The 16,949-nt window shown below is 52.7% G+C and carries 16 protein-coding genes, 1 pseudogene and 1 riboswitch; of the genes and pseudogenes, 9 read left to right on the forward strand and 8 right to left on the reverse strand.

Annotation, left to right across the window (positions count from 1 at the left end; translation table 11 throughout):
• Positions 1–14: 14 nt before the first annotated feature.
• A complete protein-coding gene (locus L5220_RS05165) occupies positions 15–467 on the reverse strand; it encodes an SRPBCC family protein (RefSeq protein WP_448515517.1) in 453 nt (150 codons plus the stop codon).
• Positions 464–1,906 (reverse strand): 9,9'-di-cis-zeta-carotene desaturase, encoded by a 1,443-nt coding sequence (gene zds, locus L5220_RS05170; protein WP_499572138.1) that lies wholly within the window; start codon positions 1,904–1,906, stop codon positions 464–466. The genes L5220_RS05165 and zds overlap by 4 nt, the downstream gene beginning before the upstream one ends.
• Positions 1,907–2,073: 167 nt before the next feature.
• Between zds and L5220_RS05175 the strand changes: the two genes are divergently transcribed.
• A complete protein-coding gene (locus tag L5220_RS05175) occupies positions 2,074–2,244 on the forward strand; it encodes a hypothetical protein (protein WP_198406277.1) in 171 nt (56 codons plus the stop codon).
• Positions 2,245–2,357: 113 nt separating this feature from the next.
• Entirely contained in the window at positions 2,358–4,259 is a 1,902-nt protein-coding gene (gene sir, locus L5220_RS05180) for a sulfite reductase, ferredoxin dependent (protein ID WP_499572140.1), read from the forward strand.
• Between the two features lie 349 nt (positions 4,260–4,608).
• On the opposite strand, the pseudogene L5220_RS05185 reads toward sir, so the two are convergent.
• Together L5220_RS05185 and L5220_RS05190 are read right to left on the reverse strand one after the other, a co-directional pair.
• A pseudogene (locus L5220_RS05185) lies at positions 4,609–5,289 on the reverse strand (ISL3 family transposase).
• Positions 5,290–5,667, reverse strand: coding sequence for a helix-turn-helix domain-containing protein (locus L5220_RS05190; protein ID WP_499572142.1), 378 nt, complete (start codon positions 5,665–5,667; stop codon positions 5,290–5,292).
• Positions 5,668–5,926: 259 nt separating this feature from the next.
• Here L5220_RS05190 and L5220_RS05195 point away from each other — a divergent pair, with 259 nt between their 5' ends.
• From L5220_RS05195 to psbC, 6 genes are all read left to right on the forward strand, one after another.
• Positions 5,927–6,109 (forward strand): DsrE family protein, encoded by a 183-nt coding sequence (locus L5220_RS05195; protein WP_499572144.1) that lies wholly within the window; start codon positions 5,927–5,929, stop codon positions 6,107–6,109.
• A 98-nt stretch (positions 6,110–6,207) separates the two neighbouring features.
• Positions 6,208–6,352, forward strand: a riboswitch (cobalamin riboswitch).
• A gap of 26 nt (positions 6,353–6,378) precedes the next feature.
• Positions 6,379–6,906, forward strand: a complete 528-nt coding sequence (locus L5220_RS05200) for an energy-coupling factor ABC transporter permease (RefSeq protein ID WP_499572146.1) — start codon at positions 6,379–6,381, stop codon at positions 6,904–6,906.
• A gap of 72 nt (positions 6,907–6,978) precedes the next feature.
• Positions 6,979–7,701 carry an ABC transporter ATP-binding protein gene (locus L5220_RS05205; protein ID WP_499572148.1) on the forward strand — a complete coding sequence of 241 codons (723 nt, stop codon included), beginning with the start codon at positions 6,979–6,981 and terminating at the stop codon, positions 7,699–7,701.
• 31 nt (positions 7,702–7,732) lie between these two features.
• Entirely contained in the window at positions 7,733–8,239 is a 507-nt protein-coding gene (locus L5220_RS05210; RefSeq protein ID WP_499572150.1) for a GNAT family N-acetyltransferase, read from the forward strand.
• Between the two features lie 132 nt (positions 8,240–8,371).
• Entirely contained in the window at positions 8,372–9,430 is a 1,059-nt protein-coding gene (gene psbD, locus L5220_RS05215) for a photosystem II D2 protein (photosystem q(a) protein) (RefSeq protein WP_099799577.1), read from the forward strand.
• Positions 9,414–10,799: a photosystem II reaction center protein CP43 gene (gene psbC, locus L5220_RS05220; protein ID WP_448525650.1), complete on the forward strand. Its 1,386-nt coding sequence runs from the start codon at positions 9,414–9,416 to the stop codon at positions 10,797–10,799. The genes psbD and psbC overlap by 17 nt, the downstream gene beginning before the upstream one ends.
• A 93-nt stretch (positions 10,800–10,892) precedes the next feature.
• Here psbC and L5220_RS05225 read toward each other — a convergent pair whose 3' ends face one another.
• Together L5220_RS05225 and L5220_RS05230 are read right to left on the reverse strand one after the other, a co-directional pair.
• Positions 10,893–11,306, reverse strand: coding sequence for a hypothetical protein (locus L5220_RS05225; protein WP_499572152.1), 414 nt, complete (start codon positions 11,304–11,306; stop codon positions 10,893–10,895).
• 185 nt (positions 11,307–11,491) lie between these two features.
• A complete protein-coding gene (locus L5220_RS05230) occupies positions 11,492–12,448 on the reverse strand; it encodes a M23 family metallopeptidase (RefSeq protein ID WP_499572154.1) in 957 nt (318 codons plus the stop codon).
• A gap of 235 nt (positions 12,449–12,683) precedes the next feature.
• Here L5220_RS05230 and L5220_RS05235 point away from each other — a divergent pair, with 235 nt between their 5' ends.
• Positions 12,684–15,362: a CHAT domain-containing tetratricopeptide repeat protein gene (locus tag L5220_RS05235; protein WP_499572156.1), complete on the forward strand. Its 2,679-nt coding sequence runs from the start codon at positions 12,684–12,686 to the stop codon at positions 15,360–15,362.
• On the opposite strand, the gene L5220_RS05240 is transcribed toward L5220_RS05235, so the two are convergent.
• A complete protein-coding gene (locus L5220_RS05240; RefSeq protein WP_499572158.1) occupies positions 15,359–15,847 on the reverse strand; it encodes a DUF3828 domain-containing protein in 489 nt (162 codons plus the stop codon). The two genes, L5220_RS05235 and L5220_RS05240, sit on opposite strands and share 4 nt — an antisense overlap.
• Complete coding sequence (locus L5220_RS05245) at positions 15,847–16,815, reverse strand: protochlorophyllide reductase (RefSeq protein WP_499572160.1); 969 nt, start codon at positions 16,813–16,815, stop codon at positions 15,847–15,849. The genes L5220_RS05240 and L5220_RS05245 overlap by 1 nt, the downstream gene beginning before the upstream one ends.
• Between the last annotated feature and the right edge of the window lie 134 nt (positions 16,816–16,949).

Consider the following 16,949-nt stretch of genomic DNA (forward strand, 5'->3'; position numbering starts at 1 on the left):
ACAGCGGATTGGATCTATCTCAGGCGGCTCGGCTGCAATTGCTGAGCATAGTCGCGAAAGCGCTCTAAATCTGCCTGTAATGTACTTTCGACGATCCGCCCTAAAAAGAGGCGATCCATCAGTTGACCTAAAATGCCGGGAATCGCATAGGCCACTGAGAGCTTTACAACCGTGCTGCCGTGGCGATCGTAAAAGCGAATGGCACCACGGTTTGGCAGCCCATCCACTGACTCCCACTGAATGATCTGGTGCTTGATTTGCTTGCGAATGCGCGAGAGCCAACTAAAGTGCCAGTTACCCGTCGCAAGCGTCCAGCGGGAGAGTTCAGCATCGTCGCTGGTAATGACCACTGACTCTATCCACTTCATCCACAGGGGGATTTTTTCTAAATCTGACCACAGCGACCAAACCAAGTCGATGTCGGCAGCAACTTCAATTTGGACGGTGTGCTCTAGCCAGTTCGTCATCGGTTTCCTCCCGCTAAAATTGCTTGAGCCGCTTGTCGTCCAGACATGGTTGCTCCTTCCATACTGTCAATGTAGTCTTGCTGGGTATAACTGCCTGCTAGAAAGAAATTAGGAATGGGCGTTTTCTGGGGAGGGCGATAGGGATCCATGCCGGGGGCTTCACGGTACAGCGATTGGGCGAGTTTGACGACACTGTACCACGTCATTGTTAAGTGCCGCGACGAGGGAAACAGCTCATGGACTTGCCGCAAAACGTGCTGTGCAATCTCTTCGTTGCTGGCTTTAATGAAAGGGTCGCCGGGGGTGAGCACCACTTGCAGGAGAGAGCCTTGGCCTTCCCGGTAGTAATCCGCTGGGCTGGTCAAGGCTAAATCGGCAAAACAGGAAAAGTCGGCATCGGCAGTATAAAGCAGATTATCTAGCCCCGTAGCGGCCACCTGCCGTTGCTTGCTGGGGTCTTGCAGTTCGGTAACCCAACCGTCGAAACGCAGTTGCACTGTGGCCACCGGAACGGCATCTAGTTTGAAAATGTTGTCAAATACTGGTAGCGCACGCCACGCTTGGGGAATCAGGCGTTGAATGCCGGGAACATCGCAGGCACAGAGGTAGGCGTCGGCGGTTACAGTTGCTAGGGGATCGTCATCTTTGGGAATCACTAAGCCATCTACCCGCCACGCGCTTGGCTCGCTACCACTATAGAGAATTTCCTTGACCCGGCGGCGCAGGTGTACCGTTGCGCCACGGGCACTGATGTAGTTCACCAAGGGTTTGAGGAGGTATTCTGCGGGGGATCCCATCAGCATATTCAGGCGCGACGCTTCGGTTTTAGCCGCAAACATCATAAAAATTGTCAGCATACAGCGTGCCGACATGTGCTCTGTGTCAATAAAGCCCAAGGCGTAGGCAATGGGGTTCCACAGCCGCTTTAAGCTATTCTCAGAGCCACCGTGCCGCCGGAACCACTCAGCAAAGCTGAGGCGATCGAGGGCGCGGATCTGTCGCATGGCGCCATTGTAGTCCACCAAACCGCGCACCACTGGACTGGTTCCCAAGGCAATAGCGTTGAAAAATTTATCGACCAAGGAGAGTTGCCCTGTGGTGAAAAATGCTTTGAGACCGTTAAAGGGGGCACCCAAGGGAAACCGGAAGTCCAATTCCCCTACTTGGCCACCGCGATTGATGAAGGTGTGGGTGTGGTCTTTGGGCAGGAGGTGGGCGATCGCCCCCACCTTAGTCATCAACTCAAAGAGGTTGGCGTAGTTATAGAAAAAAACGTGTAACCCCATCTCGATGTGGTTGCCGTCAGCATCCTGCCAACTGCTGACTTTGCCACCAACGAATGGCCGGGACTCATACATTTCAACGGTGTGACCGGCATCGACTAGATCCACTGCCGCCGCTAAGCCCGCCAGACCGGCACCAACAATGACAACCCGCATCAGTGATTCCAGAAAACTTCACAGATTTTAACAATCCTAACATTTTTCGCCAACTGCCCTCTGCCACAAGCATTAAGAAAGTTGGCAGACCCCCACCGCCGCCAATCCCCTGTTCTATGATTAAGGTAACCTTAGTCCATAGAATCGCTCACGCTCACGGTATGCTTATGGCTTCGCGTCGTGTTCTTCGATTTCCCCTTTGGCTTTACCTGAACCAGCCCCTATTTAGCCGTCACTTTATGCTGAATCCCAGACGATTTTGGCTGGAGTATCGCAATGCCTACCTTGAACGCTGTTGGCAGCAGGAGTACACCTCTAAAGGCGAACCATCCTGTTAATCGTTCCCTCGGTTCGCTACAATGGGATAGCTCACTTTCCCAATCAAGATTAGGGACTTTGGTGAGCAGTAAGTTGCACTGCATTCATCCCGCCTGCTGGAACACAGAACACTATGGTTGCTTCCCCTCCCTCTGCTGACGTTGCTGCTAAGCGTTCCAAAGTTGAAGATCTTAAGGAACAGAGTCAGCACCTCCGTGAACCCGTTGCCACAGAGCTGCGAGAGCCAACCAATCGCTTTAGTGAGGCGGGAATTCAGATCCTGAAGTTCCATGGTTCCTACCAGCAAGACAACCGCGATAACCGCGTGAAAGGGCAGGAAAAAGACTACCAGTTTATGCTGCGCACCCGCAGCCCGGCGGGTTATATTCCGCCCCAACTCTACCTGACCTTGGATCGCTTGGCGGACGAGTACGGTAACCATACTTTACGGGCAACCACTCGCCAAGGGTTTCAGCTACACGGCATTCTCAAGAAGAATCTGAAAGCCGCGATCGCCGCCATTATCCGCAGCATGGGATCCACCCTAGGTGCGTGCGGTGATTTGAACCGGAATGTGATGGCGCCGCCAGCCCCATTTAGGGATCGCCCCGAGTATCGCCTTGCCTACGAGTATGCCCACCGCATTGCCGATTTGCTCACGCCCCAAACGGGTGCTTATTACGAAATTTGGCTCGATGGTGAGAAGGTTATCTCTGCTGAAGAGCATCCTGAGGTCAAAGCAGCCCGCCAGCGCAACGGTACCGGCACCATTTTTCACGACAACGAAGAGCCAATCTATGGCGATCGCTACATGCCGCGTAAGTTTAAGTGCTGTGTCACAGTCCCCGGGGACAACTCGGTGGATTTGTTTTCCCAAGACCTCACCCTCGTTGTGATCACTAACAAAAAAGGCGATCTAGAGGGCTTTAATATCTATGCGGGGGGCGGTTTGGGGCGCACCCACAATAAAGAGGACACCTTTGCCCGCATGGCTGATGAAATTGGCTTTGTGGCTGCTGCTGATGTATACGATGCGGTGAAAGCCATTGTGGCAACACAACGGGATTACGGCGATCGCTACAATCGTCGCCACGCCCGCCTCAAGTACTTGATCCATGATTGGGGAGTCGCCAAATTCAAAGCCAAAGTCGAAGAGTATTTTGGTAAACCCCTTGCTCCCTTTCGTCCCTTGCCGCCGTGGCAGTACCATGACTTTTTGGGCTGGCACTCCCAAGGAGATGGCAAGTTTTTTTATGGGGTCTCCATTGCCAATGGTCGCATCCTTGATCGTGGTAGCTTCAAGCTCAAAGCAGCTCTGAAAAAAATCGTCAAAGAGTTTAATGTGCCGTTGCGGGTCACCCCCCACCAGAACGTGCTGATCTGTGATGTGGCTCCCGATCAGCAAGATGCCATTCAACTGATTTTGCAGCAGCATGGGATTCCTGATGTTAGCGCTATTGATTCCCTAGAGCGCTACAGTATGGCTTGCCCAGCACTCCCCACCTGCGGCTTGGCCATTACCGAATCCGAGCGTGCCATTCCGGGGGTTTTAGAGCGGATTCGTCGCCTCATGGATCGTCTTGGGTTAGAGGATGAGCATTTTGTGATCCGGATGACGGGGTGCCCGAACGGCTGCGCTCGCCCCTACTTAGCTGAACTAGGCTTTGTGGGGATTGTGCCGGGAACGTATCAAACATGGCTGGGGGGCAGCCCTCACCAAACTCGCTTGGCTCAAGTTTATATCGAGCGGTTGCCCATTACGGAACTGGAGGCCACCCTTGAGCCGTTACTTGTCTATTACCGCGATCGCCGCCACAGTGGCGAGTCCTTTGGGGATTTTTGCCATCGGGTCGGCTTTGAGGCACTGCGCCAGTTTGCCGCAAGCTATACCCCCCCTGCAACCCAGCGCAAACGCTATCGCGTGGACGTACAGGCAGAGCAGTATCAGCAACTAAAAGCATTGGCAGCAGCAAAGGGAGTGTCGGTGGCCGCCTTAACCCGCCAAGCCCTGCAGCAATACCTATCAGCCCAGTAGCCAATCGCTCTGCTGAGGGGCTAGGGCACGGGAAATAGCATCAACGGCAGACATGCCCTGACGCTTGGCCGTGTTAACCACCTAAGCGAACAACGGTGCCCCCCAGTCCGAGCAGGCACCGTTGGTGACCGTGAGAACTAGACTGCACCCGACTAGTGCCATAAGAGTTTGTTCATCTGCGCGGCATTGAACCCCTTGATGAACACGCTTTCATCCCGATGGTCACGTTAGCCTTCGGAAAGTGAGCTACAGGTAGAGCGCAGGACTTCCCGCTTGATAGCTGAAGGTTAAGGTTGGTTGCGGAAACTGGAATTTTGTAGCGAAGGCGGCTCTATCGTCCGAGTTATGCTTAATCAATAGCTAAATGCCAGCAAATTAAGCAACGTAACTGAAAATTGTCAAAGTTCCTGAACCCATAACCTGACCGCTTGATCAGCTTCAATTTATTGTTAATACCTTCAACAACACCACTATTTGTGTGATTATCAAAATAGGTGGTGACTTCACCAAACCACCGACAAATTGTTCTTACGCTCTCTTGAAAAGAATCCTGAGCTTGAGCTAACCAATCGAGCAATTGAAACGTTCCATCTTCCCAATCTTTTGCTGGCTCAAAGATGGCTCTAAGCGATTCCTTCTCCTGATGCATTCGAGCCAGACTTGGCACTACTTCTCGAATTTCTTCCAGTTTTGCTTTTTACTTCTGAGTTAGATTTTCCTCCGGCTTGAGTAACGCATATTTACTTTGTTTGAGCGCGGCTGCAATCTGGGCTTTCTTGACTTCATTTACCGTCTGTTCATTCGCTTTACAAATACTTTGTCGAGCCTTATCCAATTCCTGATTCACAATCTTCATAACATGAAATCGGTCGGCAACCACCGTAGCATTAGGTAGGAGTTTATGAACCAAACTTTTATAGTTTCCAGACAGATCAATACTCACCTCAATAATTTGATTGAGTACTGCTGCTCCCCATACCTCAAGCACTTGCCTCACATCTTCCTGCTTGCGAGAAGGGGCAAGGGGAATTCACCGCTCTAAATCGACCAAGACGACTATGTAATCTCCTTGTCCTTTACGTAAGGAAATCTCATCTATACCTAATCGTTTTACTGAACTCACATCGACGTGGAGTTTTTTGACTGATCGACGTGGAGTTTTTTGACTGACATACTGTACTATTGACCATACTTCTTCATCAGTGAGACCATTTGAAATTGCAACATTATGAATGTTGCTGTGCAAAACCTGTTGCACGATTGACTGAGCAAATCGATCCGTTTGCTTGCGACGATTGCCGATGAAATCGAGCGTTTCACTGAATGGCTTACCACAAGTTCGACTCTTAAACTGGCGACGATTGATCTTAAGAAATACGGTTCGTCCACTGATGCTTAAATCTCGCACTAGATACCAATGATTCTGGTGTAAATGAAACTTTTTTGTTGGCAACGTGGGCAAATCGCCTCGGTTGTCTTTGCTTCCACTATAAGAATCAATTCTCCTGCAACATCGGTATAATCTTCAACCTCAATTCTAGGTAGGTTTAGTAGATCAGTTAGAAGTAGCTGCATATCTCAGATTTGGTATAGCATGTTACATTAGCATACCAAGTCCGATAGACCCCAAAAATCAACCCTTGAATTTGCTTTGGGGCAGTAGTCCGATGACACTCGCCCAACTATATGATGAATTTGTGGCAGCAGGGGGCAAGGTGATGGTCTGTCCAGCTTGTGCAGAAGCTGCAGGGATAACAGAAAGCAACTTGCGATCAGGCGCTCAATTGGCAAAAGAGAATCAGGATATCCCCAGTTTGATTTTGGCGGCAGATAAGATCATCGACTTCTGATTGGTTCTTATCTATGGTGAAATAGCAAGGGATGAGACTGTAATCTTTTGCTGAATGGTGGGAATGCCTTAAGTCAAGGCGTGTGTTTGAGAATCGGTTGTATTATTGAGGAACTCGGTTTTGGTGGGGAACAGCCACCAGACGTAAGGGGGAAAGAGCAGTGTAAATCTGCCGCTGTCCCGCAACTGTGATAAGAGATTTATCTCTTTAAGTCAGGATGCCCGCCGAATGTGACAGCTTGTTTTGATTGAGAAGTCTGCGAGGTACAGATGAACAGGAAAAACCATCAATGGTTCAGCCTTGTGATGATGGCGGGGCTGAGCTGTTATTTAATTCTTGGATCGCCCACGCCTGTGTATGCCATGCATATTATGGAAGGGTTTCTGCCGGTTGGCTGGGCTGTTTTCTGGTGGATCGTGTATCTGCCATTTCTGTTCTGGGGGCTGCGATCGCTCACTCACATCACCCGTCAGCATCCTGAAGCCAAACTATTACTGGCTTTAGCAGGCGCATTCACTTTTGTTCTCTCTGCCTTAAAAATTCCCTCAGTGACAGGCAGTTGTTCTCACCCAACCGGCACAGGTTTGGGAGCCGTGTTATTTGGGCCAGGGGTGATGTCGGTGTTGGGTGGCTTGGTCTTGCTATTTCAGGCTTTACTGCTAGCGCATGGCGGCCTTACAACCTTGGGTGCCAATGCCGTGTCAATGGCGGTAGTGGGGCCTTGGATCGCCTATGGCATTTATCAACTGGTGATGCGTATAAGCGCTGTGCTCAAAACTGCCCCCGTGAAAGGGTGAGTTGATGCATCGGTAACTAGGCCAAGGAGTCCCGCTACAATTTGTAATAGTTGCATTCAATTCAACCGGCTCATGAGCACACCTCCTCTGATTTGTCTTGAGCATTTACAGAAAATCTATGGTCAAGGTGAAACAGAAGTGCGTGCGCTCAATGGCATTGACCTCCAAATCCAGCACGGAGAATACGCTGCCATTATGGGGGCCTCAGGGTCTGGCAAATCCACGATGATGAACATTATCGGCTGCTTGGATCGACCCACCTTTGGTAAGTATTTCCTGGATGGTCAAGATGTCTCGCGGCTCACGGATGATGAATTGGCGCATATCCGTAATGCCAAAATTGGCTTTGTGTTTCAGCAGTTCCATTTGTTGGGGCAACTGACAGCGCTGGAAAATGTGATGCTGCCGATGATCTATGCCCAAGTTCCCCCCAAAGAACGACGGGAGCGAGCGATTGTGGCGCTGGAAAAGGTAGGACTGGGGCACCGCTTACATAACCGCCCAAATCAACTATCTGGGGGACAACAGCAACGTGTGGCGATCGCCCGTGCCATTGTCAATCAGCCATTGTTGCTGTTAGCTGATGAGCCAACGGGTGCCCTTGATAGTCAAACAACTATTGAAATCCTTAATATTTTTAGTCAGTTGAATGCTGCTGGGATGACGGTTGTCATGGTTACCCATGAGCCAGACGTAGCTAGTATTACGCGACGCATCATTCACTTTCGCGATGGCCAGATTCGCTCTGATGTGCCAAATATACCTAACTCTGCCGTCGCTTCTGCCTTATCATGAACTACCCCACCGGATAGACGGAGTCTCTGCCTTGTCCTTAGCATTCCAGATTCGTGCGGCTGCCCCTGCCGATGTACCGACTCTATTTCGCCTGATTCAAGACCTAGCTGCCTACGAACATCTAAGCCATAGCGTCAGTGGCACCGCTGCGCAGCTAAGGGAGCACCTGTTTGGCGATCGCCCCTACGCGGAAGCCCTCCTCGCTGAAAGCCACGGCCAAGAGATTGCCTATGCCCTGTTCTTTACCACCTACTCCACATTTTTGACCCGACCGGGACTCTACCTCGAGGATCTCTTTGTGCTGCCCACCTATCGCCGCCAAGGAGTTGGCACCGCTTTGATCAGAGCACTGGCTCGTATTGCCCGCGATCGCCACTATGGCCGCCTAGAGTGGAGTGTCCTTGAGTGGAACCATCCCGCCATTGCCTTTTATGAAGGCATTGGTGCTGAGGTGTTACCTGACTGGCGCATTTACCGCTTGAGTGGTGCCCCCCTTTGGCAATTGGCGCAGAGCCAGTCATCCCAAGCCAGCAGTTGAAATCTCAAAACGACCTTTGCTAGATTAAAAGCGTTGTTAAGATTCGTAAACTTGGCGCTCACTTTATCTTTAGGGCAACCTAAAGGTGCAGCCAAGCGCGAATCCGGTATTATCTTTGTGGAGTTTAATTCCATGACAATAGCAATCGGACGTGCGCCAGCGGAGCGAGGATGGTTCGACATTCTCGACGACTGGCTCAAGCGCGACAGATTTGTGTTTGTGGGCTGGTCAGGCATCCTGCTGTTTCCCTGTGCCTACCTTGCCCTGGGTGGTTGGCTGACCGGCACCACCTTTGTAACCTCGTGGTACACCCACGGCTTAGCCTCCAGCTACTTGGAAGGCTGTAACTTCCTGACCGTGGCAGTCTCGACCCCGGCCAACAGTATGGGACACTCCCTGCTGCTGCTGTGGGGCCCCGAAGCCCAAGGGGACTTTACCCGCTGGTGTCAACTGGGAGGCCTGTGGACGTTTATTGCCCTCCATGGTGCCTTTGGCCTCATTGGCTTTATGCTGCGGCAGTTTGAAATTGCCCGCTTGGTTGGCATTCGCCCCTACAACGCCATTGCCTTTAGTGCGCCGATTGCCGTATTTGTGAGTGTCTTTTTGATTTACCCACTGGGGCAGTCGGGCTGGTTCTTTGCGCCTAGTTTTGGGGTAGCGGCGATTTTCCGGTTCTTGCTATTCTTCCAAGGGTTCCACAACTGGACCTTGAACCCCTTCCACATGATGGGGGTTGCCGGGGTGCTGGGGGGTGCCCTACTGTGTGCCATTCACGGTGCGACGGTTGAAAATACCCTGTTCCAGGATGGGGAAGGGGCCAGTACCTTCCGTGCCTTTACCCCCACCCAGTCGGAAGAGACCTATTCGATGGTGACGGCGAACCGGTTCTGGAGCCAAATTTTTGGGATTGCCTTCTCGAACAAGCGCTGGCTACACTTCTTTATGTTGTTTGTGCCAGTGACAGGTCTGTGGATGAGTGCGATTGGAGTTGTAGGGCTAGCGGTGAACCTGCGCTCCTACGACTTCATTTCGCAAGAGATTCGTGCGGCTGAAGACCCTGAGTTCGAGACGTTCTACACCAAGAACATTCTGTTGAACGAAGGGATTCGGGCGTGGATGGCGCCGCAAGACCAACCCCATGAAAACCTAGTCTTCCCCGAAGAGGTACTCCCCCGTGGTAACGCTCTCTAGTAATTCTATTTTTTCCACCAACCGCGACCAAGAATCCTCAGGGTTCGCGTGGTGGGCCGGGAATGCTCGCCTGATTAACCTGTCTGGTAAGCTTTTGGGTGCCCACGTTGCCCATGCTGGCCTCATTGTCTTCTGGGCAGGTGCTATGACCTTGTTTGAAACGGCTCATTTCATCCCTGAAAAGCCGATGTATGAGCAAGGCTTAATCCTACTGCCCCACATTGCGACCCTCGGCTGGGGCGTAGGCCCCGGCGGTGAAGTTGTCGATACCTTCCCCTTCTTTGTGGTGGGGGTGGTTCACCTAATTTCCTCCGCTGTCTTGGGCTTGGGTGGTGTTTATCACGCCATTCGTGGTCCCGAAACCTTAGAGGAGTACTCCTCCTTCTTTGGGTATGACTGGAAAGACAAGAACAAAATGACGACGATCCTAGGATTTCACCTGATCGTCCTTGGCATTGGCGCCCTCCTACTGGTGGCGAAGGCCATGTTCTTTGGGGGGCTGTACGACACTTGGGCACCCGGTGGTGGCGATGTGCGGGTGATTACCAACCCCACCCTTGATCCCACGGTGATCTTTGGCTACCTACTCAAGTCTCCCTTTGGCGGTGATGGCTGGATCGTCAGCGTCAATAACCTTGAGGATGTGGTCGGTGGTCACATTTGGATTGGTTTAATCTGCATTTTTGGTGGTATCTGGCACATTCTCACCAAGCCCTTTGGTTGGGCACGCCGTGCCTTTATCTGGTCCGGTGAGGCTTACCTCTCCTATAGCTTGGGTGCCCTCTCGATGATGGGCTTTATTGCCACCTGCTTTGTTTGGTTCAACAACACGGTGTATCCCAGCGAGTTCTATGGCCCCACAGGCCCTGAAGCCTCGCAAGCCCAAGCGATGACGTTTCTGATCCGTGACCAAAAGCTAGGGGCAAACGTTGGTTCGGCTCAAGGCCCAACTGGTTTAGGTAAATACCTGATGCGATCGCCCACAGGTGAAATCATCTTTGGTGGCGAAACCATGCGCTTCTGGGATTTCCGTGGCCCGTGGCTAGAGCCGCTGCGTGGGCCGAATGGTCTTGACTTGAACAAGATCAAAAATGATATTCAGCCATGGCAAGCTCGCCGTGCTGCTGAGTACATGACCCATGCACCGTTGGGTTCATTGAACTCCGTTGGCGGCGTAGCCACCGAAATTAACTCGGTGAACTTTGTGTCGCCCCGTTCGTGGTTGGCCACATCTCACTTTGTACTGGCCTTCTTCTTCTTAGTTGGTCATCTGTGGCATGCAGGACGTGCCCGCGCTGCTGCGGCAGGGTTCGAGAAAGGCATTGATCGCGAAACTGAACCCGTGCTGACAATGCCAAGCCTTGACTAGTCGCTAAGGCTAAATATCACAACCATGTCTAAGGCTCCCATTTAGATGGGAGTCTTTTTATTTTTGACCGTTTAAGAGCACAAATCCGAGTTATCAGTTTGCGTGACACGCAGATAGGATGGCGCGATCGCCAGGACTGACGTGATCAAGGCTGTAAAAACTAAACAGATCAACGTGGGCTGGATAGGTTTCGTCATCGTAGGTGGCCTCTACAGTGACATCAAGTTGCTGATCACCAACAGTTCCTACAAAACAATCAAAGGAAGAGTTGGGTAGGTAAAATGCACCACGAACTTGTTGATTCGAGACTTCAAAGACTATATAGCCATGCCCCGTCTGGTGGGGCTGGGGAGATTCACCAAAAAGATAGATACCGTCTGCTAACTGCGTAGGCTGGTTTTGCCGAGCAATTAAGCTGACGGGTTGGGCGATCGCCCCCCCTGCAAAAAGCGTGACAACACCAACCAAAACAGACAATTGCCGACCAAACAACCGCACTGAAAACATTGCTGGACCTACCTGAGACGAGGTAAATGAATGGTCAACGGTCATACCAGAGCTTTCGACAGCGAATTGTAGCGAAGCGTGGTGTGATAGCGCTGATACCTTGATCGTGACAGATTTTAACTGATCGCTCTACTGAACTGTGACAGTAGTGGCACAGGCACAGATGAACGATTAAATTGGCTACACTAGCTGGGATTTTGCTGGCTACGAGCGTGGGCGATCGCCTCGCGCAGATGCTGTAATGCCAACGCTAGGCGAGCTTCAGGAGCAACAGGAATCAACCCTTGGGCTGTCATTTCATGAATTTCAAAATGGAGGTGTGGACCGGTGGAGTTTCCGGTACTACCCACCAAACCAATGACCTCCCCCTGCTTGACCCACTGACCGGGATTGACAAATAGTTGTGACAGATGCGCGTACAGGGTTTCATGCTGATCCGGCGGGTGTCGCAGAATGACCGTGAGGCCGTAGCCCCCTAACCGGTTGGATTCAACGACTCGGCCATCAAATACCGCAAGGACAGGTGTTCCTTCAGGGGCAGCTAAATCAGTGCCAGAGTGAAACCGGCGATCGCCAAAGATGGGATGCACACGCCAGCCAAACGTAGAGGTAATGGAGGCAGCAAAAGGCAGCGGAAACAGCATTTGCCGGTTATTAAAATTCAGCCAACGCAGGGGATTGGCCCCCGGAAAGGGTTGGCGGACGTAGGTGGTGGTTGTTGCCCTCGGTTGTGATGCGTGTGATGCGCTATGGAGTGGCGGATAGGAGTGATGGGTCGGGTAACTGGCAATTGTAGCGGGGGTGGCAGGGGCAGCAGGCGCGATCGCTGGGGCGCATAGAGAGGCGGGAAGTTCCTCAGCGCCATGGAGTGTTGCTTGGCAGCCAGTGGAACGCTCTTGCAGAACAACGGGCAAGGGGCGAGCAGGACGCAGATTTTCGAGGGGTTCACTGCCCGCCGGCGGATCCACTGGCTCCGTTGAAAACACAAGGGGTTCACTGTCCACCGCTTCGACAGGATTGATGAGGGTTGGCGCAGGGGAACTATCTTCAGAAACTGCTAGTGGAGGTTCAGCATAGCTGGTGCCCGTCCCTACTGCTAGCAACCCAGCGGTTAACCCTATTGCCACTAATCGCAATCCCATGGCCTTAATATCCCCTTCACACCCAGTTCTCCCCAAATTTTAGCTTAAGCAGCGGGATGCTGGCGTTTAACTTAATTAACACTCCCCGCACTAAAGTGACGAGGCTACCAAGCTGTTTTAAGGTGTCGCGGACATCCCCATCCTGTGAGGTCGTTGGCTCCCTTAGCGTGGCCTATGCCCCACCAAGATCAAAGCCTGCTGCGTAGGATAGAGGTAGGCGCACTGGTGTTGTCCTATGGCTACTTTTTTCCGATTCCGGAGCCATTTACTGTTTCTTCTGGTGCTACTGGGGGTGGGGGGGCTAGCACGGTCGGTGATGGCGCAGAATGAGTCCCAGCAGTTACGGGACATTATGCAACGCCTTGACTCACTACAGCAGCGCTACACGACGGCGGTGAGTGAGTTGGATGTGATTCGCCAAACCTCCTTTGGTGCCGATAGTGGGAATGTTATTGCCCTAACGAACTCAATTGAACAATTACAGCGGCAGGGAAACTATACCGCCGCGATCGCCCCGTCCCAGGAATTAGTGGCGATCGCCGAGCGGGTGTTAGGGCCAACGCATCCAACCGTAGCGGCCACCCTAAACAATTTGGCCGTCCTCTATAAAGAATTGGGCAACTTTAGCGCTGCTGTGCCGCTGTACCAACGCAGCCTCAGCATTCGGGAACAGGCGCTGGGGGCACGCCACCCCGATGTGGCCACCAGCCTGAATAACCTAGCAAATCTTTTTAGTGATCAGGGCAATTATGGGGAGGCGCTTCCCCTCTATCAACGCAGCCTCAGCATTCGCGAGCAGGCATTGGGTGCCAATCACCCCGATGTGGGGGTTAGCCTACATAACCTTGCAGTGATGTACCACCTCCAGGGCAATCTGGCGGCGGCTTTACCCTTGTATCAGCGCAGCATTGCCGTGGTAGAGTCCACCCTTGGCGCAGACCATCCCCTTGTGGCCACGCTGCTCAATAACCTAGCTGAACTTTACCGGGCACAGGGCAACTATGGTGCGGCTTTACCCCTGTACCAACGGAGTTTGAGTCTGCGCGAACGTGTTCTTGGCCACGATCATCCCGATGTGGCCACCAGTCTCAACAATTTGGCAGAACTTTACCGTAGCCAAAATAACTATGGAGCCGCACTACCGCTGTATCAACGCAGCATTGCTCTGCGGCAGCGCACCCTAGGGAATGAGCATCCTTATTTGGCCTTGAGTTTGGCGAATCTGGCCAAAGCTTACTGGGCACAAGGCAATGTGCCGGAGGCTCTAGCCACCCTGACGCGCTCCCTTGAGATTGAAGAAACGAACCTTGCTCGTAATTTAGTCGTGGGTTCCGAAGCGTATAAGCGCAACTATCTCAGCACCTTCCAAGACTCAACGAATACCGCCATTTCCTTCCACCTGCAAGGCAATCCCCAGAATCCAACAGCGGCAACTCTGGCCTTGACCACTATTTTGCGGCGTAAGGGTCGGTTACTGGATGTGTTGGCACAGACCACTAGCCGCTTGCGCCGTCAACTGGATGCTGTTGGCCAACAGCAACTGGAGGAACTCATCCGGCTGCGCACCCAGATTGCCAGCCTCACCTTTGTGCGCGATCGCCCAGTGCCCAGCAGTCAAATTAGCCAACTCGAGCAGCGTGCCAGCCAGCTGGAAGCCCAACTCACCGGCCAAAGTGCTAATTTCCGTGTCGAAGTGACCCCGGTCACCCTGGCAGCCGTTCAGCAAGCCATTCCTGCCGATGCGGTTTTACTGGAATTTATCCAGTACGTGCCCTACAATCCCAAAACCAATCGCTGGGACGCACCTCGCTATGCCGTTTATGGCCTTAAAGCCACCGGTGCACCGCAGTGGCGAGATTTAGGCACCGTTGCTGAGGTGGATAGGGTTGTCAATGCCGCGCGATCGCGGGTGGCGGATCCGCGTTTGACGCCCAACATTGTCAAGCCCCCTCTCAAGGCAGCCTACGAGACCTTGCTAGCACCGCTGGAACCATTCATTGGCGGCAGTACCCACCTCCTCATCGCCCCTGATGGCCAGTTAAATACTCTCCCCTTTGAAGCGTTAGTCAATCGCCAAGATCGCTACTTGCTGGAATCCTACACTGTGACTCTCCTCACCTCGGGTCGGGATTTGCTGCGGCTACAACAGCGTGGGCGATCGCCCAGCCCTCCCTTAGTGGTGGGGAACCCTGCCTTCGGCCAAAGCCGCCCTAGCCCACAGCAGAGCAGTAGCAGTCGCTCCCTAGATCTGCGCAGCCTTACCTTTAATGAGTTGCCCGGAACTGCTACCGAAGTGAAAACTCTGAGTCATCTGCTCCCTCAAGCGCAGGTGCTCACGGGGAGCAATGCTACAGAAACAGCCATCAAGCAGGCCAATCGTCCCCGCATCTTGCATTTGGCCACCCATGGCTTTTTTCTAGAGAGTCCTTCGATCAGCCCTCAGGGGTTACAGAACACGCGGGGCTTGAATGCCTACGCACCCTTTGGGGGGGAAAACCCGCTGCTGCGCTCTGGCTTGGCCATGGCCGGCTTCAATCAACGCCAAAGCGGTAGTGATGATGGCGTGCTCACTGCCTTGGAAGTGACCGGTCTTAACCTAGAGGGCACCGAACTCGTGGTGATGTCTGCCTGTGATACGGGGCGGGGCGACATTTTTAATGGCGATGGGGTCTATGGGTTGCGGCGTGCCTTTACCCTAGCCGGAGCACGCACTCAACTCAGTTCCCTGTGGAAGGTGGACGATACAACAACCCAACAGTTAATGACAGCCTTTTACCAGAACTTAGCCGCCGGCAAGAGCCGCAGCGAGGCATTGCGACAAGCCCAACTCACCTTAATGCAGGACACTAGCAAGCAGATTCCCTACTTTTGGGGGGCGTTTGTGACCAGCGGCGAGTGGCGATCGCTCCCCTAGCGGTTTATCTCCCGCAAAATACAGCGCAGATTATCCCAAGTGCTCATATAAACCAAATTGTCAATCTGCCAGCGATCGCCCGTCTTTTTCATGATCACCTTAATGGGCACAGGGGTTCCCCGCCGTCCCCGTAGCCCAGCAATAACATCAATATCCACGTCAGCGCTGCGCGGATCTGTGGTGGAGGGAGTCACCGTGCGTACTTGCATCCCCAAAGTGCTGACCTGGGTGTAGGAAAAGGGGTCAAAGTCTAGCCATGCCCCATCCTGGGGTTGTTTGCGAAAGGCCGCCGTTAGCTGCTGATACAATTCCGGCGTGAAATGATGCTGTTGCTGCCGCAGTTGTTGGCGACTCTGGTCTTGATGTTGCACCAGCCATTGATAGAACTGCGTGACCACAGCCTGAGGAGGAAGGCTGGCGATCGCCACCGCCATAGGTGAGATCACCAGTCCCGCTGCAATGCCTAATCCCAAACCAGCCCGCATTAGGCCAGTCCCACCAGTTTCTCACTCAGTTCCCAGAGGCGGCGGGCTTTTTGCTCATCACTGCCTTCCGCTGAAAGCTCCTGAACAAAGGCTTGGCGACCCGCTTTTTGGCGATTGCCCCAACTCCAGTGCACACCCGATTGCCGAAACTCCGGATCTGCCACCACCATCGCTAAGCGTTCCCCCGCCAACTCCTGGGTGACATAGCCCCCGGTGATATTTTTCTGGAACAGGGGAAAGAGCTTCTGAAAGAGGGGAAAATGATGACGGAACAAGGGCGTATCGGCTACACAGCCAGGATAAAGCGAGTTAAAGATAATCCCGGTGGACTCATGGAAGCGACGATGCAGCTCCCGTGTGGTCAGCATATTACAGAGCTTACTATCCTTATAGGCTTTACCCGATTTGAAAGGCTTGCCATTAATCATCGAAATGGGGGCTTTGAACCCCTTCTCAAAGCCTTCTAGGTTCCCCAGATCGGGGGGAGCCGGAATCGGAATTTTGCCCCCCAACTCCTTGCGGTTGGCCGTAACCGTACCCAAGATAATCAGGCGTTTATCGCTTTCGGGAGACTGTTGTAAATCGCTCAGGAGTAAATTACACAGGAGGAAGTGCCCCAGATGGTTGGTGGCCACCGTCACTTCATAGCCATCAACGCTGTAGATTGGCTCTTTCAGCAGTGGATAGTACACTGCTGCATTGCAAACCAACGCCCGCAGCGGCCGATTCAGAGCGCGAAACGACTCGACAAATCCGCGCACACTGGCTAGAGAAGCGAGATCCAGATGCAGCAGGGTATAGGCATCACTGGGGAGATTGAGATCCTGCGCCGCCTGTGCTGCTTTTTCAAGATTACGGCAGGCCATGACAACGTGCCAGCCCTTGGCGGTTAAGGCTTTGGTTCCGTACAGTCCAACGCCAGAGGAGGCACCTGTAATAATAACGGTAGGGCGTGGCTGATCACTCATAGGTCTTGCGGGGTACGTGCTGTAACGTCGCTATTGATCCTGCCACAGAAGCGATCGCCCCCTAGGGGGTGCCCCACTGATAATTTACAGTTACTTAATAAATAGACTCAATAATTCATTAAGTTTTGTATTTA

It is taken from the genome of Synechococcus sp. PCC 6716, assembly GCF_022570815.1.
Lineage (GTDB): Bacteria > Cyanobacteriota > Cyanobacteriia > Thermosynechococcales > Thermosynechococcaceae > Thermosynechococcus > Thermosynechococcus lividus.